Raw genomic sequence first — 22785 nt, 5'->3', positions numbered from 1 at the left:
TACTGCTTAGAACTTGTGTGCCAGACCGATCTGGTACGAGGTCAGCGACTTGACGCGCTCGCGGCCAGCGTAAGCGTACACGTCGGTACGCTTCGACAGGTGGTAGTCGTAACCAACGCCGAACTCCTTGATGGTGTCCTGATCCTTGAACTTGTTGTTGCTTTGCTCTTGCTTGCCATACGACACTTTGGCATCGCCGCCGCCAACCGTGTAGTTCAGGCCGATCAGGTAGGACTTGAATTCGCCAGTCGTGGCAACCTTGGTGTCGCCTTTCGAGTAGGCGGCCGTGATCTTGGCCGGGCCGAATTTATAGCCGCCACCGATGGACCACAGGTCCGGCTTGGCGGCCGTTGCCGTTGCTTGCACGGCTTTTTCGTAGCCGGCGTGCAAGCTGATCGGGCCGTTGTCGTAAGTTGCCAGGCCGATCACGCCTGCGTCAGCGCTGTTGACTTCGCTCAGCACGTATTGCAGGCTGCCCACGAAACCTTCAAAGCTTGGGCTGTTGTAGGTCACGGCATTGTTGACGCGCGACGAGCCGACGCCCGAACGCAGCAGGGTTTCATTGTTCTTGCCGACCACGCCGTAGGTGTTGAAGGGATCGACGCGGGCGATGGTGCCATCGACCAGGTTCTTGGTGCGGCCCAGGATGGCGGTACCAAACGCGCCTTTCAAGCCCACGTAAGCTTGACGGTCGAACAACACGCCTTTTTGCGCGCCGGTGTCAGCCAGGAATTCACTTTCCAGGTTGAAAATTGCGGACAGGCCGCCACCCAGATCTTCCGTCCCCTTGAAACCGAGGCGCGACGCGTTGTTTTCGCGTTGTACCGTCGGCTGGCCAGTGGTCTTGGCAATACCGAGGTCAACCAGGCCATACACGGTGACGTTCGATTGTGCTTGTGCCGTAGCTGCTGCGAAGGTGCCGATGATCAATGCTGCCAGAGTAATTTTTTTCACTTGAGATTCTCTACATTAGGTTGGACAAGTTGAGCTGCTGCTGAGCTGCTTAGCTGCTGAACCGAATCATGCCAACGAAATACTTCAACAATATGACATCGACAAGATGTTGTTTTTTTGCACAACATCGTGTCAGATAAAAACAACAGGCGAAAAAAAACCGCCCGAGGGCGGCTTGCGTTGCCGTTGCAACTTTATTTCAGGCGGCAGCTCAGCAGCCAGTAGTATTCCAGGCGCTTCATGCGGATTTCACGGGCAGAGTGGGCAAACTTCTTGCGCAGGTGGCTATCCGATGGGAAATTCTTCAGCACTTCATAGCGCTCGCCCGCGTCCGTCGTGCGGAACTGGTGCGTATTGCCTTCCAGGTCGGTGCGCGCGATAACAGTGCTGCTGCCGTCGACATAGGAATTGTCGATCAGCACCAGCATGATGTCCTTGCCCAGCTTGCTGCGCAATTGCTTCAGGTATTTATCCTGGTCTTCGCGCTTGACGTGCGACCACCAGAAACCTGCGAACACGGCCGTAAACTTGCCCAGCAGATCATCGGGCAAGTTGAATGCGTCGAGCTTGGCGAATGTGACGTTGTCGGGCAAGCCGCGGGCCTGGGCCAGCGCCAGCATTTCATCGTTGATATCGGTGGCCAGCACGGACTCGGCCGATTCGGCGACCACTTCCGTCCAGTAACCCGTGCCGCAAGCCAGTTCCAGCACGGTGTGGCCTTCCAGCACATCGGCGACCTTGTCGCGCAACACTTCCAGGTCTTCCTGGCGTTCTGGCTTGTCATAGACGCGCTCATACTGCTGCGCGATGGTGGCGTAATATTTGGCAAGCTGATCGGTAATCATTGTTTCTTCTCTTCTTAAATAATCTTGGCCAGGCAACTCGCCCGGCCGACTTCCTGCATTGTTATAGTTCGTAGTGCTCTTTATCGCCGCTCATGGCCTGCTCTATGAGCTTGCGGTTCAGGGTTGGTGTCAGCAACTCGATAAAGGTATAAATATAGCTGCGCAAATACGCGCCTTGCTTGACGGCCACACGCGACACATTCATGCCGAACAGGTGGCCGACAGGGATGGCGCGCAAGCCTTTGTCGCGCTCGGCATCGAAGGCCATACCCGCTATGATACCAATCCCCATGCCCAACTCGACATAAGTCTTGATCACGTCCGCATCAATGGCTTCGAGCAAGATGTCCGGTTTCAGGCCGCGCAGCACGAAAGCGTGGTCGATCTTGTTGCGTCCGGCGAACGCGCTGTCATAGGTAATCAGGGGGAAAGCGGCGATTTCTTCCAGGGTCACGGACTTCGACTTGAGCAGCGGATGGTCGACCGGCACCACCACCACGTGCTCCCATTGATAGCATGGCAAGGTGATCAAGCCATCGATGGCGGCGATCGATTCCGTGGCAATGGCCAGGTCGGCCTGGTCGCGCTGCACCATCTCGGCGATCTGGCGCGGATTTCCTTGCAGCAAAGACAATCTTACCTTCGGGAACTTCAGCATGAAGGCTTGCACCACCTTGGGCAAGGTGTAGCGGGCCTGCGTGTGCGTGGTGGCAATGGTAAAGCTGCCGCTGTCCTGGGCTGCGAATTCCTTGCCGATGCGTTTCATGCTGTCGATTTCCTGCATGATCAGCTCGACGGACTCCAGCACCAGGCGGCCCGGCTCCGTCAAGCCGCGGATGCGCTTGCCGTGGCGCGTAAAAATATCCACGCCCAGCTCTTCCTCCAGCTCGATGATGGCTTTCGATACGCCCGGTTGCGACGTAAACAAGGCCTTGGCGGCGTCCGTCAGGTTGTAATTCTGCCGGACCGCTTCGCGCACGAAGCGCAGTTGATGGAGATTCATTGCTGGTTTGCCCTAGATTGCCGTGATTTGCCGAGTTTCCGCCCCACCCATGATTTTGCGTTCATGCATATACGCATATCGCATATAAGCAAATGCGTACTAAGTAGTTTGGATTAAACCTTAAGTTTATTACTATTGCGGGTACTTTGGGGGTGCAAGCATGACTTTGTCTTATATAGTCTCAGGATTTGCCGTAGGATTACTCGTAGGAATGACCGGCGTGGGCGGCGGATCGCTGATGACGCCGCTGTTAACCCTGCTGTTTGGCGTGCCGCCTTCCGTGGCGGTGGGCACCGACCTGGCCTTCGCCTCGATCACCAAGAGCGCCGGCACCCTGACGCACCGCCTGCGCGGCACCATCCGCTGGGATATCGTCAAGCGCCTGTGCATCGGCGCCCTGCCCGCCGCCGTCATCGCGACCCTGGCGCTGAAGTCGTTCGGCACCCTGTCGCCGGAAATCGGCCAGATCATCCGTTACTCCATCGCCGGCTCCGTGCTGCTGACCGTCGTGGCACTGATTTTCAAGGGCCGCATGCTGGCCTGGATCAATGCGCACCCTGAGAAACAATTGCAAGGCAACAAGCTTGCCGCCGCAACCATTATTTCCGGCGCCGTGCTGGGCGTGCTGGTGACGGTCTCGTCGATCGGCGCCGGCGCCATCGGCGCGACCTTGCTGGTGATGCTGTATCCACGCATGAGCTCAGCCGAAGTGGCGGGCACCGACATCGCCTACGCCGTGCCCCTAACGGCCATCGCCGCCCTGGGCCACTGGTGGCTCGGTTCCATCCACTGGGAATTGCTGGCCTCCTTGCTGGTCGGCTCCCTGCCCGGCATCACCCTGGGTTCCTGGGTCGCCCGCTCCGTGCCGGAAAAGTTTTTAAGAGTGTTGCTGGCGATGACCTTGACCGGCGTGGCAGTGAAGCTAATCTATTAATTACCGAACAAGTGACAAGAGCAGTATCAAGAACATAATCCCAGGCAATCTTCCAGCACCCCGGCTTTTTTAGGAATTGATATGTACCATTACGATCAGTACGACCACCTCATCATCAAAGAACGCATCGCCCAGTACCGAGACCAGGTTGCGCGCCGTATCGCCAATGAACTGACGGAAGAGGAATTCATTCCGCTGCGCCTGCAAAACGGCCTGTACATGCAACGCCACGCCTACATGCTGCGTATCGCCGTGCCGTACGGCTTGCTGTCGTCGACGCAGATGCGCATGTTCGCGCACATCGCGCGCAAGTACGACCGCGGCTACGGCCACTTCACGACGCGCCAGAACATCCAGTTCAACTGGATTGAGCTGGAACAGACTCCCGATATCCTGACCGATCTGGCATCCGTGGAAATGCACGCGATCCAGACGTCCGGCAACTGTATCCGTAATACAACATCCGACCCGTTCGCCGGCGTCGCGGCCGATGAAATCATCGATCCGCGCCCGTACGCGGAAGTGTTGCGCCAGTGGAGCACCTTCCACCCCGAGTTCATCGCCCTGCCGCGTAAATTCAAGGTCGCCATCAATGGCGCCGAGGAAGACCGCGCCGCCATCGCCGTGCACGACATCGGCTTGACGGCCGTGCGCAACGCCGCTGGCGAAGTCGGCTTCAAGGTGATGGCGGGCGGCGGCATGGGCCGCACGCCGATCCTGGGCAGCGTCGTGCGCGACTTCTTGCCGTGGCAGCATTTGCTGACCTACATCCAGGCCATCATGCGCGTGTACAACCTGCACGGCCGCCGCGACAACAAATACAAGGCGCGCATCAAGATCTTGCTGAAAGCCATCGGCGTGGAAGAATTCACGCGCCAGGTGGAAGCGGAATGGGTCGACTTGAAGGATGGTCCGGAAACATTGACGGCCGAGGAAATGCAGCGCGTGGCGGACTTCTTCAATCCACCTGCTTACCTGGCCCTGCCGGAACTCGACTACAAGGCGGAACACGCGGACAACAAGGCGTATGTGAACTGGCTGGCGCGCAACGTCAAGCCACACCAGCGCCCCGGCTACGTGGCCGTGGTGCTGTCCCTGAAGAAAACCGGCGTGCCGCCCGGCGACGCGACGGCCGAGCAGATCGACTTCGTGGCCGATCTTGCCGACCGCTACAGCTTTGGCGAACTGCGCGTGACGCACGAGCAAAACCTGGTGCTGGCCGACGTGGAACAGTCGAAACTGTTCACACTGTGGCAGGAAGCCAAGGCGCACGGCCTGGCCACGCCGAACATCGGTTTGCTGACGGACATGATCTGCTGCCCCGGCGGCGATTTCTGCTCGCTGGCCAACGCCAAGTCCTTGCCGATCGCGGCCGCCATCGCGGAACGCTTCGACAGCATCGACTTCCAGCACGACATCGGCGAGATCGAACTGAATATTTCCGGCTGCATCAATGCCTGCGGCCACCATCACGTGGGCAGCATCGGCATCCTCGGCGTCGACAAGGATGGCAGCGAATGGTATCAAGTGTCGATCGGCGGCGCGCAAGGTAACAACGCGGCCATCGGCAAGATCATCGGACCATCGTTCTCTTCCCTGCAGATGCCTGAAGTCATCGGCCGCCTGCTGCACGTCTATGTGCGCGACCGCCATGAAGGCGAGCGCTTCGTCGATACGGCCCAGCGCCTGGGCCTGGCGCCGTTCAAGGAACACGTATATGCAACGCCGATCACCGTCGGCAACCTGGTGGGAGAAGACGAATATGTTTGAAGTACGCGAAGAAATCATCAAGAACGCCGCCGTGGTGCCGAATACCTGGGGCTTGCTGCGCCTCGATGAAACCGACACGCCGGAAACGGTGGTCGTGCCTGCAGGCAAGGTCATCGTGCCCCTGCCCGTATGGCAAGCCCAGCGCGAAACCCTGGCCGCCCGCCTGCCCGACATCGGCGTGTGGCTGGCCAGCGACGAACGCCCGGAAGAGTTGGCGGCTGATGTGGCGCAACTGCCCGTCATCGGCGTGGACTTCCCGAAATTCACGGATGGCCGCGGCTATTCCATCGCCTTCAACCTGCGCGCCCGCCTGGGTTTCCAGGGTGAATTGCGCGCCATCGGCGACGTGCTGCGCGACCAGCTGTTTTCGATGCACCGCGTCGGTTTCGATGCGTATGCGACACGCCCTGACCGCAGCATCCATGACGCATTGAAAGGGTTGTCCGTCTTTTCGGAAACCTACCAGGCTTCGTGGGATCAAAAATCGCCGCTGTTCCGCCGCCACCAGCGCGAAGGCCAGAATCCTGACCTCGACAATGCGGCCGGCATCTGAGGACCGATCATGAGCAATTTGACTTCTTTGATTGACGCCACCGAGCAAACGCTGACACGCATCGCCGCGGATTTTTCGCCGGCCGTGTTTGCGTCCAGCCTGGCAGCCGAAGACATGGTGCTGACCCACATGATACTCAAGGCAAAGCTGCCCATCGGCATCTTTTCCCTGGAAACAGGCCGGCTGCACCAGGAAACCCTGGCCGTGCTCGACAAGGTCAAGGCCCGTTACGACCACGACATCACCTTGTACCGCCCGCAGCCGGAAGCAGTCGCCGCCTACGTGGAACAGAACGGTCTCAATGCGTTCTACAACAGCGTCGAGATGCGCCGCGAATGCTGCCGCATCCGCAAGGTCGAACCGCTGGGCCGCGCCTTGGCCGGCAACAAGGCCTGGGTGACGGGACAGCGCCGCGCGCAGTCCACCACGCGCGCCGAATTGCACGTGCAGGAAGACGATGCGGCGCATGCGATGACGAAATTCAATCCGCTGGCCGACTGGTCGGAAGAAGACGTATGGGCCTACATCCGCGCCAACGACGTGCCCTACAACGCACTGCACGACCAGGGCTACCCGTCGATCGGCTGCGAACCGTGCACGCGGGCCGTCCAGCCAGGCGAAGATGTGCGCGCCGGACGCTGGTGGTGGGAAAACCCGGACTCCAAGGAATGCGGCCTGCACATGGTGGACGGTAAGTTGATACGCATCAAATCCGTGGCAGCCTGAACAGACATAACAGACTCAGCAGAACAAGAAAGCACCCCATATGAGCAATATTTTGAACCAGCGTCACCTCGACAGCCTTGAATCGGAAGCCATCCACATCATGCGCGAAGTGGCGGCCGAATCGGCCAACCCCGCGCTGCTGTTTTCGGGCGGCAAGGATTCCGTCGTCCTGCTGCGCCTGGCCGAAAAAGCCTTCCGCCCGGGCAAGTTTCCATTCCCCCTCGTGCATATCGACACGGGCCACAACTTCCCGGAAGTCATCACGTTCCGTGACAAGAAGGTGGCGGAACTGGGCGAACGCCTGATCGTCGGCTCCGTGGAAGACTCGATCAAGCGCGGCACCGTGCGCCTGCGCAACCCGGCCACGGATTCGCGCAATGCGGCCCAAGCCGTGACCTTGCTGGAAACCATCGCCGAACATGGCTTTGACGCCTGCATCGGTGGCGCGCGCCGCGATGAAGAAAAAGCCCGCGCCAAGGAACGCATCTTCTCGTTCCGCGACGAATTCGGCGCCTGGGACCCGAAAGCCCAGCGTCCGGAATTGTGGGACCTGTATAACACCCGCGTGCATCCCGGTGAAAACATGCGCGTCTTCCCCATCTCGAACTGGACCGAACTGGACGTGTGGCAATACATCGCCCGCGAACAACTGGAATTGCCGCCGATCTACTTTGCGCACGAGCGCCAGGTGATCCCGCGCAACGGTTTATTGGTGCCGCTGACAGATTTGACGCCGCCGCGCGAGGGTGAAACGGTGGAAACGCAAGTCGTGCGCTTCCGCACGGTGGGCGATATTTCGTGCACCTGCCCCGTATCGTCCGATGCGGCCACGGTCGACGCCATCATCGCCGAGACGGCAATCACGCAAATCACGGAACGGGGCGCCACCCGCATGGATGACCAGACTTCCGAAGCCTCGATGGAAAAACGCAAGAAAGCAGGGTATTTCTAATGAACGCAGCACTCCAGAACACCAACCTCACCGACAGCGTCGAACGCGGCATGTTGCGTTTTATCACGGCCGGTTCCGTCGATGACGGCAAGAGCACCCTGATCGGCCGTTTGCTGTTCGACAGCAAGGGCATCTTTGCCGACCAGCTCGACGCCATGTCGCGCTCCAAGCACAAGCGCACGGTGGGCGACACGGTCGACCTGTCGCTGCTGACGGACGGCCTGGAAGCGGAACGCGAGCAAGGCATCACCATCGACGTTGCCTACCGCTACTTCGCCACGCCGAAACGCAAATTCATCATCGCCGATACGCCGGGCCACGAGCAATACACGCGCAATATGGTCACGGGCGCCTCCACCGCCGACGCCGTCATCATCCTGATCGACGTGTCGAAAGTCAAACTCGGCGACGATGGCAGCGTGGAACTGTTGATCCAGACCAAGCGCCATTCGACGATTGCCCACTTGCTGCAGATCGAGCACGTGGTTGTGGCCGTCAACAAGATGGACCTCGTCGACTACGATGAAACCGTGTATAACCGCATCGTCGCGGCCTACCGCGAATTCGCCCAGTCGCTGGGACTGAAGGACATCACGCCGATCCCCCTGTCGGCACTCACCGGCGACAACGTCGTCGAACGCGGTGACAAGCTGGGCTGGTACACGGGTCCGACTTTGATCGAGCTGCTTGAGTCCTTGTCCGTCTACGACGAATCGCACGACACGCCCTTCCGCTTTCCGGTGCAACTGGTGGCGCGCCACAACGGCCACGAAGCGAACGACTTCCGCGGCTACATGGGCCGCATCGAGGCGGGCAAGGTCAGCATCGGCGACACCCTCGTGGTGCAGCCATCGGGCCAGACGGCCACCGTCAAGGATATCGTCACCCTGGACGGCTCGCTGCCAACGGCCGTGGTGGGCCAGTCCGTGACCCTGCTGCTCAATGAATACCTCGATATCTCGCGCGGCGACTTGCTGGCCAGCAGCGAGCGCCCTGCCACCCTGCTGAAACAGGTGGTGGCTGACGTGTGCTGGCTGTCGGAAGACGCGCTGGACCTGCGCCGCAAGTACTGGATCAAGCATGGCACGAAACAGACGGCGGCCAAGGTGACGGCGATCGAATCGATCCTCGACATCAATACGCAGCAGCGCCATCCGGCCGAAGGCCTCAAGCTGAACGATATCGCCCGCATCAGCCTGAATGTGCAACAGGCGCTGGCGGCCGACGCGTATGCCGATATCCGCGCCACCGGTGCCTTCATCCTGATCGATGAAGTCACCCACCAGACGGTCGCGGCCGGAATGGTTCGACTCTAACCCCGCATAGTCCAGGAAAGGCAGCCATATGAACAGCTCCCCATCTCTCCCCGGCAAGGTCTACCTGGTCGGCGCCGGCCCCGGCGCGCAAGACCTGATGACCTTGCGCGGCGCGCGCCTGCTGGCGCAAGCGGACGTCGTGCTGCACGACGCGCTGGTCACCGAAGAGATGCTGGAGTTGTGCCCGCAGGCGCAGAAGATTCTGGTCGGCAAGCGCTGCGGCCAGCTGTCGACGGCGCAGGCCTTCATCAACAAGCAACTGGTCGACAACGCGCACAAGCACGCCATCGTCGTGCGCCTGAAAGGGGGCGACCCCATGCTGTTTGGCCGCGCCGACGAGGAACTGCGCGCGCTGGAAGAAGCGGGCATCGACGTGGAAGTGGTGCCAGGCATTACCACGGCCCTGGCAGCCGCGGCCGCCACGCAGCAGCCGCTGACCAAGCGGGGCGTGTCGCGCAGCGTCGCCTTCTTTACTTCCAGCACGGCGCCGGGAGAACCTGACCAGACGCGCATTCCCGACTGCGATACCCTGGTGCAATACATGGGCGGCCGCGAAGCCATCGCCACGGCGCAGCGCCTGCTGGCGCAGGGCCGCCGTGCCGACACCCCGGTGGTGGTCATCGAAAACTGCAGCCGCCCGGACCAGCGCATCGTGCGCCTGCCGCTGAGCGCCCTGGCGCATGGACTGGGCGACACCCAAGGCCCCGTGCTGGTGATGCTGGGCGACGCCATGGCCGCGCGCACGCACCAAGCCATCGCAGAACCGGTTGCCATTCTGGCGCGCCATGCTTGAATAAACACAGCGTATTTTACCGACTTTAAAGTCAGTAACCGACGTCTTCAGAAAAAACATGATACGATGCTCACGCATCTTTTCTCGAGAAGTTGTTGCGTGATAGCAATAAATTCACGCTTCGCCCCGCCATAGCGCTTGCCATGCGGTCTCTCGGCTGACCCTCCCCGAAAAAAGCTGCGCCCGCAGGCTGCAATACCGCGCCGCGCAACTTTAGCCTTACGATCACACATGAATTTCACCTCCATGCGCGAAGCCCTGACTTCGCTCAGCCGCAGCAATGTCGGCGTCGCCAGCGCTGTGCTGCTCAGCATGCTCGCCTCCATCGCCCTGTGGACGGTGTTTCCGAATATCGACGACGAAAACCATTTGCTGGAATGGCTGCAAGCGCTGTTCCTGGCCCTCGCTTGCACCGTGCACGGCGTGCGCGCCTGGCAAGAGACTGACCGCCAGTCCTTGCGTTTCCTCATGCATGCCGGCTTGTCTGCCCTGCTGTTTGGATTCCTGCTGCGCGAACTCGATATCGACCAGTTCGGCACGGCGCCCGCCTGGGCACAGCTGGAAAAAGCCCTGCGCGTGGTGGAACTGCTGATATTGATACGCGTGCTGATCTTTTTCGCGCCGCGCGCGCGCAAGGTGTTTGCCCATGCGCCGCAGATTTTCAGCATGCGCATCACCATCCTGACGGCCATCGGCGGCTTGCTGATGGTTGCCGGCTGGCCGTTCGACAAAAAGGTCTTCCATGGCATGCCGGACGCCTATGCGCTGCTGGGTGAGGAAGTCTTCGAACTGGGCGCCTATCTGCTGCTGTTCCTCGCTTCGCTGTCCGACAGTTCGGCCGCCGCCCGCATCAGCCTGGCGCCGAAGAAGAAAGCCGCTTAAGCGCCTTCAAATGAAGATGGCAGCGGCAGCAGCCGCTGCAAGGTAGCGGCCACGCGCAGCAAACGCGGGTCGTCATCGTCGGCCTCGTCGCAGGTATCGTTGATACAGAAAAACGGCAAGCTGCCGAAACGCGCCGCCAGCTCCTCCAGCTGTTGCGGCGCCTGCACATCGCCGCTGGCGATATGCAGCGGGTCGAGCATGTGCGAGCGCGCCAGTCCCTGATGCACCATCCAGCGCGGCACCAGGTCGGGCAGCAACGCCGGCACCTGCCACGAACGGAACACCGTCGCGCGCACGCCGGCAAACATGGCCGGCGCCAGCCCTTCCAGTGCATGCAGCGCGCTTTTCAGCATGGGCCGCGGCGCATGCGCATACAGGCGCGGTTCATGCACGTATCCGGCGTACTGCGCCGACAGCCATTGCCGCGACAAGGTGGCGCAATTGACAGGCGCCGCCACATCGGCGCGCAAGTCCGGCAGGTCATCCTGCAGCGCACTCTCCGTGAAAACACTTAAACACCGGTCGCCTGCCCCGCCAAACCAGAATGCGGGCTCGAACGGCGCGCCGAAAAATACGTCGTCGTTCAGATACAGGAAGCATTCGGACAAGCCCGGAATATGGTGCAGATACGATTCGATATGGCCGGAATCAAACACCGGCAAGGATGCATCGGGCATCAGGCTCGCATGGTCGACCACCGTCAGGCGCGGTGAGGCGCGCAGCCAGTCGGGCACTTGCCGGTCCGTCAGCAGATAGATGTGGCCGTGGCCGGGGAAGAAGCGCTCGAGCGCGCGCAGGTTGTAGCGCAGTTCGCCGTTGTCGCGGTAGCGCCCCGCCACGTTGCCGTGCAGGGCCAGCTGGCCGGGATGCGCCTGCGCCCAGGCGGCATAGGCGTGCTGCCGGCGCGCGCGCCAGGCGGGATCGGCGCCGTCCACCCACAGGTAGACGATGTCGATGCCGCTCAAGGCAGAAAGCTGGAACCTGGCGCCGCCACGCAGTAATCGGCGATGGCGGCGAGCACGCTGGCGTTCTCGCCCACCGCCTCGACCACCTTCAGGCGCAGTGCCGGATGCTGCTGGCGCAGTTCTTCCAGCAGCAGCGGCAAGTCGCGCAGCACATGCCCGCCCTGTCCCAGGAACACGGGCACCACGGTAACGTCAAGGATGGCGCCGGCGGGAAGCTCGGCCAGCAGGGTCGCCACCAGTTCGGGCAGGCGCGGCGTCATCAGCTCCAGGAAGGCCAGGTGCACGCCGGTAGCAGGCATGCGCGCCTGGGTCAGGTCGCGCAGGCGTTCGAAGGGCGCGGCCCACGATGCGGCGCGCGCGCCGTGGGCAAACAGGATCAGCGCCTGCTTCACGTTCGTCTCCATCAGTGCCGCTCCACCCACCACAGGGCGCCCAGCGCCAGCAGCAGGTACAGGGCACTCGGCGCCACCGCCGTCAGGAAGGCCGGCCAGGTGCTGAGCAGCCCCAGATGCGAGAACAGGGTGTTGACCAGCATGAAGCTCACGCCGATCATGATGCCGATGAAGATCTTCAGGCTGATGCCGCCGCTGCGCGTATGCATGTAGGCGAACGGCAGCGCCAGCGCCATCAGCACGAAAATGGCCAGCGGGTCGATCAGCTTTTTCCAGAAGGCGATGCGGAAACGCTCCGTTTCCTGCTTGTTCTCGGCCAGGTGGCGCGTGTACACGGCCAGTTCGCTGGCCGACATGCGCTCGGGATCGGACGCCGACACCGTCAGGATCTTCGGCGTCACTTCCGACGTCATGTCCTTGCTGGCGCTTTGCACCGTGTGCACCAGGCTCGTTTCCTGTCCATAGTAGTTCGCCAGCTTCGGCTCGAAGCCGGGCGAAGTGGCCGCGCTGTTCGAGAACGAGGTTTCCGTCACATCGGTCAGGCGCCAGATATTATTGCCCTGATATGTAGCCCCCTTGGCCACGGTCAAGGTGCGCAAGCGCATATCGGTGTCAAATTCATACAGCTTGACGTTTTTCAGCTGGCCGTCCGGACGCGCTTCGCCGACATTGAAAAAGCGCGAACCGGTGACGGTGCCCGTCAAGCCCTCGCTCTTGACCATGTCCTTGGTCCACAGGCCCGAGCGAAACTCGCTCGACACGGCCGCGCCGCGCGAGGTCAGCTTGAGGCGTTCGGCCAGCGGTTCCGTGCGCGGCGTGATCAACTCGCCGAAGATGAAGGTGATGACGACGAAGACGATACCGATGCGGAACAGGAAACCGGCCGCCATCGCCGTCGACATGCTCGATGCGCGCATGATGGTAAATTCGGAACTGGCGGCAAACTGCGCCATCGTATAAATGGTGCCGATCAGCGCCGCGATCGGCATCACCTCGTACACGTGTCCCGGCACCAGCACCAGCACGTACAGGAAGGCATACTGGATGGTGTAGCCGTTGCGCCCCACCTTGGGCAGCTCGCCCGTCAGGTCGATGAAGGCTTGCAGTGCCAAAAAGGCGAGCAGCACGAACAGCACCGCCTGGAATATCGAGACCGCAAAATAGCGCTGTAAAATCTTCATTTCGATGCCGCTTTACTTGTGTTGCCGGCGCGGCGCGCGCGCTTGAAAGCCGCCAGCAGGACCAGCGGATGATAGCGGTGGTTCACATTCAGGCGCCACGCAAACAGCGCCACCACGGCCAGCGCCGCCAGCAGGTGCAGCGGCCACCAGGCCAGGCCGAAAGTCAGGCGGCCCTGCTTCACGCTCGCTTCGATGACCTTGATCAGGTTGCTGTACGTAAAGAAAATCAGCAGGGCGATAATCAAATTGGTCGAACTGCCGGCACGCGGATTGACAAAGCCCAGCGGGATGGCCAGCAGGATCAGCATCAGGCCGATCAGGGGCGCGCTGACCCGCCACAGCAATTCAGCCATGGTGTAGGGATTCGGCTCGGCGATGAGTGCCATGGTGCTCATGGCGCGCACGCCCAGTTCCGCGCCCAGCTCCTGCTGCTTGCTCTCGATGCGCATGATGTACTGCTCGAATTCCATGGTCTGGAAGTCCGCTTGCGTCGGCACGCCCTGGTAGCGGCGGCCGCTCTTGAGCACCAGGAAGCGTTCGCCCTTGGCGTCGGTATTGATCACGCCTTCCTTGGCGACGACGACGACGGCGCTGCCTTTTTCATCGACGGTATTGACGAAGACGTTTTGCACCACGGTCTTCTCCCCGCTGACGCCCTCGACGAAGAAGATGCGGTTGCTGCCGGCCGATTCGCGGAACTGGCCCGGCGTGACTTTCTGCAGGTCTTCGCGCTTCTCGAAGCGCGCCACATATTCATCGCTTTTCTTTTGCGCCCACGGCGTGGCGTACAGGCTCAGGACGCCGGTGGCCAGCACCAGCGGCAGGCCGAAGCTGAGCACGGGCCAGATCCAGCGCGACAGGCTCAGGCCGGAGGCGAACCACACCACCATCTCCGACTCCTTGTAGCTGCGGGTAACGACCATCAGCACCGAAATGAATCCGGTGAGGATGAGGATGGTGGGCAGCTGCATCAGGGCGGAAAAAACCATCAGCGACATGACGTCGGACGACGCGATCTTGCCGCCCGCCGCCTTGCCGAGAATACCGATCAGCATCCAGGTGAGCAGGATGCTGAACAAAACTGTGAAGGTGGCCCCGGCGGCACTAGCCAATTCACGTCGAAGGGCGCGTTGAAAGATCATTCGGAGTTTATAATTCGGGTCAGTTAGTTGAGTAACACGTTACTAGTAAATGAAAACGGAGAACCAAATGGACTTTAGCATAAAAGCATTCGATACCAAGAGCACCCTCGGCACGGCCAAAAGCGGATGCATCGCGGTTGCGGTATTCGAAAACAAAAAACTGTCGCCAGCGGCAAAATCGCTGGACAGCAAGGGTGCGATTTCGGCTGCGCTGAAGTCCGGCGACATCAGCGGCAAGCCTGGCAGCACTTTGCTGCTGCGCGCAGTCGATGGCGTCGCCGCCGAACGTGTTCTGCTGGTAGGCATGGGCAGCGATGACACTGTCAGCGAAAAAAGCTTCACGACCGGCGTACAAGCCGCACTGAAGGCCTTCGGCTCGCTGGGCGCTGCGGACGCCATTATCGCATTACCGCTGGCTGAAGTGAAAGAGCGCGACGTAAATTGGGCAATCCGTTGCGTGGTGCAAGCCGCCCACGACAGCGAATACCGCTGCGACTCGCAAAAAAGCAAAAAAGATCCGGCGCCTGCAGGCGTGCGCAAGATCGTCCTGGCAGCGCCGGCGACAAGCGCCACGCGCGGCGCGCTGGCGCAAGCCATCGCCATCGCCAACGGTTCCGACCTGACGCGCAACCTGGGCGACCTGCCGGCGAACGTCGCCAATCCGACCTACCTGGCCAACACGGCCAAGCAGCTGGCCAAGGATTACAAGTTCGAAGTCGAAGTGCTGGACCGCAAACAGCTCGAAGCGCTGAAAATGGGCAGCTTCCTGTCCGTCACCAACGGCAGCGAGCAACCGCCGAAGTTCATCGTCCTGAAACACATGGGCGGCAAGGCCAAGGATGCTCCGGTGGTCCTGGTCGGCAAGGGCATCACCTTCGACACGGGCGGCATTTCGATCAAGGCCGGTCCTGGCATGGATGAAATGAAGTACGACATGTGCGGCGCCGCCTCGGTGCTGGGTACCTTCCGCGCCATCGGCGAAATGAACCTGAAGCTGAACGTCATCGGCGTCATCGCCGCGTGCGAAAACATGCCGTCGGGCCGCGCCACCAAGCCGGGCGACATCGTCACCTCCATGAACGGCCTGACCATCGAAGTGCTGAACACGGACGCCGAAGGCCGTCTGGTGCTGTGCGACGCGCTGACCTACGCCGAACGCTTCAAGCCGGCAGCCGTGGTCGATATCGCCACCCTGACGGGCGCTTGCGTCGTGGCCCTGGGCCACCACAACAGCGGCCTGTTTACGCGCAGCGATGCGGCGCATGACCAACTGGCCAATGAATTGCTGGCAGCAGGCAAGCAGTCGAGCGACACGGCATGGCGCATGCCGATCGAAGAAGCGTACAACGAACAGCTGAAGTCGAACTTCGCCGACCTGGCCAACATCGGCACGCCAGGCGGCGGCTCGGTGACGGCAGCGGCCTTCCTGGAAAACTTTACCAAGAAGTACACCTGGGCGCATCTGGACATCGCCGGCACGGCATGGAAGTCGGGCGGATCGAAGGGCGCGACCGGTCGTCCAGTACCCCTGCTGACCACGTTCCTGATCAACCGCGTGTAAGTTGACGCCTGCCGGTAGCGCTGCGCTACCGGCATCGTCAGGCACAAAAAACCGCCAGGTCTTGCGACCATGGCGGTTTTTTTATGCGTGGCTTCTTAATCAGTAGACGACGGGATTGGGCAAAGGCGATGGCGCCACCTTCGGCTGCACCACCGTTTCCGGCACGGCGGCCGCGGGCGGCGCTGGCATCGGCGCGGGCGGCGGCGCCAGGCGCGCGGGGTCTTGCATGACGATGGTCAGAATCGATGGGTAATCGAAGCCGGCGCCCGTGTTGCGGTCGACGAAATAGCCGACGCCCAGGGTCAGGATGACATTGCCCCAGACGCTGCCATTGAGCTTGGGGTCGATATGATCGTCCGTCGCGATGGCGGGCGAACCGTGCTTGCGGCAGTCAACCTTCAACGGTTCCTGGCTCTTGCGGATGGTGATGCGTCCGGGCGTGGTGACGAACCACTTGCCCACGTCGTTGCTGAGGATGCAGCCGGCGCCCGTCAGTTCGCGGTTGTCCTGGATGGTTTGCACCAGCACCATTTGCTCGGTGTTGCCCGTCAGGGTGGCGCAGCCGCCCAGGCCAAACAGCAGCAGCGTCCTGGCGGCAAGGGCAGCAGACGATGGCAGGCGCATGGGACGCTCGCTTAACGGACGGGAATCGGCTGGTCGCCGGGCACGGCGACGGCGGTGACGCTGTTTTTTGGACTGCCTTCGATCAGGCGGTCGGAATACACGAGGTAGACCAGCGCATTGCGCTTGCTGTCAACCATGCGCACGACGCGCACGTGCTTGAAGAAGATCGAGGCACGCTCGGTAAACACTTCTTCCTGGCGCGGCAGCTTGCCCTTGAATTGCAGCGGCCCCACCTGGCGGCACGCCACGGCCGCATCGGCCTTGTCTTCGGCCAGGCCGACGGCGCCCTTGAGGCCGCCCGTCTTGGCGCGCGACAGATAGCAGCTGACGCCAGCGACACGCGGGTCATCATACGCTTCGACGACGATCTTGTGGTCAGGACCGATCAGTTTGAACACCGTGTCGACTGAACCGATGGTTTCGGCGTGCGCCGCGGCGCAGGCAAAGCCCAGCACCAGAGCGGCAGGCAGCAATTTACGCATGAAAGAATCCCGGGCACGCACGCAGGCGGCCATCAGTTGATGGGAGCGAAACGCTGGACCATGACGCCTTCGACTTCGATCAGTTGAAAGAACACGTCCTTCGGCCGGGTCCAGATGGAACCGTCGGCGGCGCGATAGACGATCATCGGCGTCAGATCCGCTTCCAGCGTGGCTTCGCACACCAGTTCATAAATGCCGCCCTTGTAGTGCCGATAACGCATCGCCGTCCCCTCAAGCCGTTGAATCTTCGCTCTTGTCGTCGGCCAGTGCCTTCTGCTTCTGCTTCAGGCCCTGGATCACTTTCAGTATGCCTTCCATGCCGGCCGCGCCATCGGCGCCGCTGAAGGCGTCGAGCACCTCATTGAGCACCTTGTTGCGCACGGTCGCTTCATCGGAGGACATTTCCAGCGCGCGCTGGGCTTTCGCCGCCTTTTCGGCCGCGCTCACGCGCGGCTTGGCAGCCGTCTTGCCATGCGTCAGAGCAGCCTGCCAGATAACCCAGCGGCGCTGGGTCTCGAAAATCAGGTACTCATCCGGTTTGTCTTCTCTTCGCCGCACAATGTGGCCGTCACGCTGCGCCCACGCTTCAAATGCAGTTCGCATTTTCTTCCTTTGCAAATGCTACGCGCAAGTCTCACTATTAAAACTGCAACATTTCAAAATAGTACCATCTATTGATGTCGCAAAACAGTCTCATAGATATAGTACTGCAATTTATATAACAAGTCTGGCGGCGCCAGGGACGGAATTGACGCTCCGTCCCCGGCACAGTGGTCATGTAATCGGAATAGCAATTACAACTAATTACAACTGCTTCCTGTTCGGTTCTTAACTTGGCTGTAACAAAGCCGTATGACACAGTTGTTACACGGTGCCATTTTAGTAGTTTTTATCGCGTTTTAGCGAGAAACTTTACACCTTTGTCGCGTTAAACAGCGGGACGCATCCTGCCGCGCCAGCCACTTATGCCAAATCAAACATAGGGGTTGATCAATGATACACAAAAACATAATATTCATGCGCCACGATTGGTTAAGTATAAATACTTTATTTGTACTCTTTTTCCCGGCCAGTCAATAAAGCCCCTACCCGGCAAGCGGCGCAAGACGTCATCGACACGCATGCGGTAAGATTCGCGCCTATCGATACCCATTCAAGCAAGGATTTTTCCCATGAAACTCGCCACCTGGAACGTCAACTCGCTCAAAGTGCGCCTGCCGCAAGTGCTGCAGTGGCTGACAGACAACCCGGTCGACATACTCTGCCTGCAAGAGACCAAACTCACGGATGACAAGTTCCCCGTCGCCGAGATCGAGGCGGCCGGCTACCAGGTGGTCTTCAGCGGCCAGAAAACGTATAACGGCGTGGCCATCCTGTCGAAGCTGCCGATCACCGACGTGGTCAGGAACAACCCGCGCTATGAAGATGCGCAGCAGCGCATCCTGGCCGCCACCATCGGTGGCGTGCGCGTCGTCTGCGCCTATGTGCCGAACGGCCAGAGCGTCGATTCGGACAAATATGAATACAAGCTGGGCTGGCTGGCCGCCCTGCACGACTGGCTGGCCGAAGAAGCGCAGCAGCACCCGCAACTGGCCGTCGTCGGCGACTACAATATCGCGCCCGACGACCGCGACGTGCACGACCCTGTCGCCTGGGAAGGCCAGGTACTGGTGTCGGACAAGGAACGCGCCGCCCTGCAGCGCCTGTTCGACATCGGCCTGACGGACGCCTTCCGCCTGTTCGAGCAGGCCGACAAATCGTTCAGCTGGTGGGATTACCGCCAGTTGGGCTTCCGCCTGAACAAAGGCCTGCGCATCGACCACATCCTGCTCTCGCCCGCCCTCGCCGGCCGCTGCACGGCCTGCGTGATCGACCGCGTGCCCCGCAAGTGGGAGCAACCGTCCGACCATGCGCCTGTCGTGGCCACTATCGACTGACCGATACGGGCATCATCGACAGGGGACCACTTGCAACTGGCAACAGCCGTCCGACCATGCGCCGGTGGTGGCAACGATCGACTAAGCAGGTAACCGCTCCAACAGCGATTGCGCATTGGCAGCGGGTACCGGCGCGGAAAACAGATAGCCCTGCGCATAGCGGCAGCCGTTCGCCTGCAGCAGGGCGAACTGCTCTTCCGTTTCCACGCCCTCGGCCACGGCCGACAATTGCAGGCTGTCGGCCAGCGCGATGATGGCCGCCACGATGGCGCGGTCTTCCGCGCTGTGTTCGAGGTCCTTGATGAAGGCGCGGTCGATCTTGACCTTCTTCACGGGGAAGCGCTTCAGATAGGCCAGGCTGGAATAGCCGGTGCCGAAGTCGTCGATCGACAGGCGCAAGCCCATGCCATTGATCTGGCGCAAAATCTCCAGGGTATGCTCGCCGTGCTGCATCAGCGCCGTCTCGGTGATCTCGAATTCCAGCAGCGCCGGATCGATGCCCGTCTCGCGCACCACGGCGCCGATGGCCGCCACCAGGCCCTTGTGCATGAACTGGCGCGGCGACAGATTCACCGCCAGCGGCACCGGCTGCAAGCCCTGACGCTGCCAGGCCATGCTTTGCTCGCACGCCTGGCGCATCACCCACTCGCCCACCGGCACGATCAAGCCGTTTTCCTCCATGATGGGAATGAAGCGGTCCGGCAGCACCAGGCCGTGGCCGGGACGGCGCCAGCGCAGCAGCACTTCCATGCCGTGCAGCCGGCGCGTGGCGATATCGATGATCGGCTGGTAAAACAGTTCGAACTGCTGCAGCGCCAGCGCCGTGCGCAAGCTGCTTTCCAGATCAAAATGCAGGGCCGCCGCCTGATTCATCGTCTGCGTGAAGAACTGGTAGTTGTTGCGGCCATTGCCCTTGGCATGGTACATGGCCGCATCGGCATGGCGCATCAGCGCGTCGACATCGCCGCCATCGTCCGGATACAGGCAGATGCCGATCGACGGCGTCACGTGCAGCACGTGGCCGTCGAGCGGAAAGGCGGGCGTCAGCGCCTCGATGACCTTCTCGGCCACGCGCGCCGCTTCGTCGCTGCCACGGATGCCCGGCACCAGCACGACGAATTCATCGCCGCCCAGGCGCGCCACCGTGTCGCTGGCGCGCACGGCGCCGCACAACCGGGCGGCCACTTCCTTGAGCAGCAAATCGCCCGTCATGTGGCCCAGCGAATCGTTGATGGTTTTAAAACGATCCAGGTCGATGAACATCACGGCCAGCTTGCGCCCGGAGCGCTGCGCGGCCAGCATGGCCCGCTCCAACCGGTCCGACAGCAGCGCGCGGTTCGGCAAGCCCGTCAGGTTGTCGTGGTAAGCCATGTGATGCACGCGCGCCTCGGCCTGGCGCCGCTCGACGATCTCGCCCTGCAGCAGCAGGTTGGCGCCGGCCAGTTCGGCCGTGCGTTCCTGCACGCGCAATTCCAGCTCGTCGCGCGCGCGGCGCACCGCCTCGGCCGCCTCACGACGGGCCGTCACGTCGTCGACCAGCCACACGGAACGGCCATGCGCATGCGCCAGGTCGAACGGCCGGCCGGACAGCCGCGCCCAGAAGCGGCTGCCATCCTTGCGCACCAGCTGGTATTCCGACATGTGCACCCTGCCCGCCTCGAAATCGCGCGCCGTCTCGCCGCGCGCTGCCTTCCACGCGGCCACGTCCGGATACAGGGCCTGCACCGACAGGCCGTTGATCTCGCCCGGCCCATAGCCGAACAGCTCTTCCATCTTGCTGTTGGCGCGCAAATTGTAGCCGCCCTCCACCACCGAGATGCCCAGCACGGCGCTGTCGAGGATGGCCTGGTTTTCCAGCAGCGCGTTGCGCAGGGATTCTTCGGCGCGCTTGGCTTCCGTGCGGTCCTCGATGATCCAGATGGTGCCGGCGGCGGGATCGTCGGGATTGACGACATAGGCGATCAGCTGCGCCCACAAGGTCGTGCCGTCGCGACGCATCATTTCCACTTCCGTCTGGAAGGGCTTGGCCACGGACAGGAAGGGAAAGGCCGCAGCGCCCAGCAAGTCGTAGGATTGCTGCGACACGTACAGCGCGCGTCCGGGCAAGCCCAGCGCCTCGTCGCCGCTGTAGCCGAACATCGCGGCAAAGCCCAGGTTATAGCGCGTGATCTGGCGGTTCTTGGTATACAGGATGCTGACCGAGGCATTCGTCATGATGGCCGCCACTTCCATCTGCGTCTGGCGGCTGGCCGTGACGTCTTCCAGTATCCAGATGGCGCCCTGTTCGCTGTGCGTCTGGTCGACGGCCTTGGCGCGGATGCGGCACCAGAACAGGCTGCCGTCGCGGCGGCGGAACAGCGATTCATCCTGCTCGTACGGCAAGCCCTGTCCCAGCAGCGGCGTCGCTTGCACGCCAAATGCCTCGTAGGCGGCGGGCGAGGGAAACAGCTCGGCGGCGGGCAAGCCCGTCATCTCTTCCTGCGCGTAGCCGAACATTTCGGCAAAGCGGGGATTGCAGCGCAGGACCAGGCGCGAACGGGAAAACAGGATGCCGACGGAGGCATTGTCGAGGATAGCCTGCTGCTCCAGCATCAGCTGGCGCGTCGCCTCCTCGGCCGCCTTCTGCGCGCTGCGGTCGTCGAACAGCCAGATCGTGTCGCGCAAGCCACGGTCCGTCTGGCTCTCCGGGTTCAGCACATAGCCATACGCCAGCGCCCAGAAGGTGGAACCGTCGCGCCGACGCATCTCCATCTCGCCCTGGAACGGCTGGCCGCGCCGCAGCAGGGGCGACGCCTGCCGCACGACATTTTCATATGCCGCGCGCGACGGATACAGGTCGGCGACGGCCAGGCCCACGCCGCTGTCGCCATCAAAGCCGAAGCATTCGGCGAAGCGCCGGTTGTAGCGCAGCACGCCCTTGTCGCGCTGGAAGCCGATGGCCAGGGGCGCGTTGTCCATCACGGCCTGCATTTCCAGCATGGCGCGACGCAGCTGGTCCTCATCGCGCCGGTGGTCGCTGATATCCTCGATGATCCAGACCGTGCCGTCATGCGTATTCAAGGGATCGACGGCGCGCCCGTGCAGGCGGCTCCAGAACAAGGTGCCGTCCTGGCGCCGCAATTCCAGTTCGGTGCGGTAGGGTTTGCCCATCGAGAGCAGCGGCGCCGCTTCCAGCCCCAGGGCGCGGCAATGCTCGGCGGAGCGGTACAGCACCGCGCCCGGCATGCCCGTCAGCTGGTGGCGCGCATAGCCGAGCATCTCGGCGGCGCGGATATTGCACTCCTCGATGAAGCCCCCCTTGGAAAAGACGATGCCGACGGCCGCGCTTTCCAGGATCGCCTGCTGCTCCAGCAAAGTCTTGCGCAAGGCTTGCTGGTCGCGCTGCTGCACGCTGATGTCGGCAAACACGAGGGTCGTGCCCGGCAAGCCATCGTCCACCAGCAGGGGCCTGGACCAGACCTGTACGGCGATGGCGCCCGATACTCCTTGCAGGCTGCTGTCCCAGTGCCGTTCGCGCCCGGCCGCACCGAGCGCGCCGCGCAGCATGCTGGTGCTCGACGCGCGGTAGGCGTCCGTAAAGCAGTCGGCCAGCAGCCGGCCCGCGATATCCCGCCCCAGCAGGGCGTGCAAGGCGCCATTCGCCGCCACCACCATGCCGCAGGCATCGCAGGCGCAGGCCGGCAAGGCGATCAGCTGCAAGGCATCGGCGATGAAATCGGGACTGGTCGGTACGCGGTTCATGGACACCATGGATGGTTAACGGCAAAGTGAAC

At 61.8% G+C, this 22785-nt stretch carries 22 protein-coding genes; 10 read left to right on the top strand and 12 right to left on the bottom strand.

The window, feature by feature from the left end; genetic code table 11:
- Positions 1 to 6: 6 nt before the first annotated feature.
- From AC3IQ7_RS08860 to AC3IQ7_RS08850, 3 genes are all read right to left on the bottom strand, one after another.
- Complete coding sequence (locus AC3IQ7_RS08860; protein ID WP_046682561.1) at positions 7 to 954, bottom strand: porin; 948 nt, start codon at positions 952 to 954, stop codon at positions 7 to 9.
- Positions 955 to 1148: 194 nt separating this feature from the next.
- A complete protein-coding gene (locus tag AC3IQ7_RS08855; RefSeq protein ID WP_099379006.1) occupies positions 1149 to 1799 on the bottom strand; it encodes a class I SAM-dependent methyltransferase in 651 nt (216 codons plus the stop codon).
- Positions 1800 to 1860: 61 nt separating this feature from the next.
- Positions 1861 to 2802 carry a CysB family HTH-type transcriptional regulator gene (locus tag AC3IQ7_RS08850; RefSeq protein ID WP_034751505.1) on the bottom strand — a complete coding sequence of 314 codons (942 nt, stop codon included), beginning with the start codon at positions 2800 to 2802 and terminating at the stop codon, positions 1861 to 1863.
- Positions 2803 to 2962: 160 nt separating this feature from the next.
- On the opposite strand from AC3IQ7_RS08850, the gene AC3IQ7_RS08845 reads away from it, so the two are divergent.
- The 8 genes from AC3IQ7_RS08845 (at position 2963) to AC3IQ7_RS08810 (ending at position 10728) form a co-directional block, all read left to right on the top strand.
- Entirely contained in the window at positions 2963 to 3736 is a 774-nt protein-coding gene (locus AC3IQ7_RS08845) for a sulfite exporter TauE/SafE family protein (protein WP_034782225.1), read from the top strand.
- Positions 3737 to 3817: 81 nt separating this feature from the next.
- On the top strand, positions 3818 to 5506 hold the full coding sequence (locus tag AC3IQ7_RS08840; RefSeq protein WP_099379005.1) for a nitrite/sulfite reductase: 1689 nt from the start codon (positions 3818 to 3820) through the stop codon (positions 5504 to 5506).
- A complete protein-coding gene (locus AC3IQ7_RS08835; protein WP_219312948.1) occupies positions 5499 to 6059 on the top strand; it encodes a DUF934 domain-containing protein in 561 nt (186 codons plus the stop codon). The genes AC3IQ7_RS08840 and AC3IQ7_RS08835 overlap by 8 nt, the downstream gene beginning before the upstream one ends.
- Before the next feature lie 9 nt (positions 6060 to 6068).
- A complete protein-coding gene (locus tag AC3IQ7_RS08830) occupies positions 6069 to 6785 on the top strand; it encodes a phosphoadenylyl-sulfate reductase (protein WP_099379003.1) in 717 nt (238 codons plus the stop codon).
- A gap of 40 nt (positions 6786 to 6825) precedes the next feature.
- A complete protein-coding gene (cysD, locus tag AC3IQ7_RS08825) occupies positions 6826 to 7737 on the top strand; it encodes a sulfate adenylyltransferase subunit CysD (RefSeq protein ID WP_034782216.1) in 912 nt (303 codons plus the stop codon).
- A complete protein-coding gene (locus AC3IQ7_RS08820) occupies positions 7737 to 9053 on the top strand; it encodes a sulfate adenylyltransferase subunit 1 (RefSeq protein WP_099379002.1) in 1317 nt (438 codons plus the stop codon). Before cysD ends, AC3IQ7_RS08820 begins: the two co-directional genes overlap by 1 nt.
- Before the next feature lie 28 nt (positions 9054 to 9081).
- Positions 9082 to 9846, top strand: coding sequence for a uroporphyrinogen-III C-methyltransferase (gene cobA, locus AC3IQ7_RS08815; RefSeq protein WP_322427675.1), 765 nt, complete (start codon positions 9082 to 9084; stop codon positions 9844 to 9846).
- Positions 9847 to 10077: 231 nt separating this feature from the next.
- A complete protein-coding gene (locus AC3IQ7_RS08810; protein WP_158301267.1) occupies positions 10078 to 10728 on the top strand; it encodes a hypothetical protein in 651 nt (216 codons plus the stop codon).
- Here AC3IQ7_RS08810 and AC3IQ7_RS08805 read toward each other — a convergent pair.
- The 4 genes from AC3IQ7_RS08805 to lptF are packed head-to-tail and all read right to left on the bottom strand — an operon-like array spanning position 10725 to position 14408.
- Positions 10725 to 11693, bottom strand: a complete 969-nt coding sequence (locus tag AC3IQ7_RS08805) for a stealth family protein (RefSeq protein ID WP_233516217.1) — start codon at positions 11691 to 11693, stop codon at positions 10725 to 10727. The genes AC3IQ7_RS08810 and AC3IQ7_RS08805 overlap by 4 nt on opposite strands.
- Positions 11690 to 12097, bottom strand: coding sequence for a sirohydrochlorin chelatase (locus AC3IQ7_RS08800; protein ID WP_099378998.1), 408 nt, complete (start codon positions 12095 to 12097; stop codon positions 11690 to 11692). Before AC3IQ7_RS08800 ends, AC3IQ7_RS08805 begins: the two co-directional genes overlap by 4 nt.
- A complete protein-coding gene (lptG, locus tag AC3IQ7_RS08795; protein WP_099378997.1) occupies positions 12097 to 13266 on the bottom strand; it encodes an LPS export ABC transporter permease LptG in 1170 nt (389 codons plus the stop codon). Before lptG ends, AC3IQ7_RS08800 begins: the two co-directional genes overlap by 1 nt.
- Positions 13263 to 14408 carry an LPS export ABC transporter permease LptF gene (lptF, locus tag AC3IQ7_RS08790; protein WP_099378996.1) on the bottom strand — a complete coding sequence of 382 codons (1146 nt, stop codon included), beginning with the start codon at positions 14406 to 14408 and terminating at the stop codon, positions 13263 to 13265. The genes lptG and lptF overlap by 4 nt, the downstream gene beginning before the upstream one ends.
- A 67-nt stretch (positions 14409 to 14475) precedes the next feature.
- Here lptF and AC3IQ7_RS08785 point away from each other — a divergent pair, with 67 nt between their 5' ends.
- Positions 14476 to 15969 (top strand): leucyl aminopeptidase, encoded by a 1494-nt coding sequence (locus AC3IQ7_RS08785; protein ID WP_322427671.1) that lies wholly within the window; start codon positions 14476 to 14478, stop codon positions 15967 to 15969.
- 99 nt (positions 15970 to 16068) lie between these two features.
- Here the strand turns inward: AC3IQ7_RS08785 and AC3IQ7_RS08780 are convergent, their stop codons facing one another.
- The 4 genes from AC3IQ7_RS08780 to AC3IQ7_RS08765 are packed head-to-tail and all read right to left on the bottom strand — an operon-like array spanning position 16069 to position 17678.
- Positions 16069 to 16593 (bottom strand): hypothetical protein, encoded by a 525-nt coding sequence (locus tag AC3IQ7_RS08780; protein WP_199534432.1) that lies wholly within the window; start codon positions 16591 to 16593, stop codon positions 16069 to 16071.
- A gap of 11 nt (positions 16594 to 16604) precedes the next feature.
- Positions 16605 to 17075 carry a CreA family protein gene (locus AC3IQ7_RS08775; protein WP_489209053.1) on the bottom strand — a complete coding sequence of 157 codons (471 nt, stop codon included), beginning with the start codon at positions 17073 to 17075 and terminating at the stop codon, positions 16605 to 16607.
- Between the two features lie 32 nt (positions 17076 to 17107).
- Positions 17108 to 17296: a DUF1653 domain-containing protein gene (locus AC3IQ7_RS08770; protein WP_034782199.1), complete on the bottom strand. Its 189-nt coding sequence runs from the start codon at positions 17294 to 17296 to the stop codon at positions 17108 to 17110.
- 10 nt (positions 17297 to 17306) lie between these two features.
- The gene (locus AC3IQ7_RS08765; RefSeq protein ID WP_034751548.1) at positions 17307 to 17678 is read right to left on the bottom strand and encodes a phiTE_015 family protein; all 372 of its coding nucleotides are present in this window, start codon (positions 17676 to 17678) and stop codon (positions 17307 to 17309) included.
- Between the two features lie 569 nt (positions 17679 to 18247).
- On the opposite strand from AC3IQ7_RS08765, the gene xth reads away from it, so the two are divergent.
- Complete coding sequence (gene xth / locus AC3IQ7_RS08760; protein ID WP_322427669.1) at positions 18248 to 19012, top strand: exodeoxyribonuclease III; 765 nt, start codon at positions 18248 to 18250, stop codon at positions 19010 to 19012.
- An 81-nt stretch (positions 19013 to 19093) separates the two neighbouring features.
- Here xth and AC3IQ7_RS08755 read toward each other — a convergent pair whose 3' ends face one another.
- Entirely contained in the window at positions 19094 to 22753 is a 3660-nt protein-coding gene (locus AC3IQ7_RS08755; RefSeq protein WP_489209050.1) for a sensor domain-containing protein, read from the bottom strand.
- Positions 22754 to 22785: the final 32 nt, after the last annotated feature.

This window comes from Janthinobacterium sp. GL_088 (assembly GCF_057837845.1).
The sequence above is the reverse complement of the archived record's forward strand: the minus strand, read 5'-3'. Positions and strand labels throughout refer to the sequence as shown.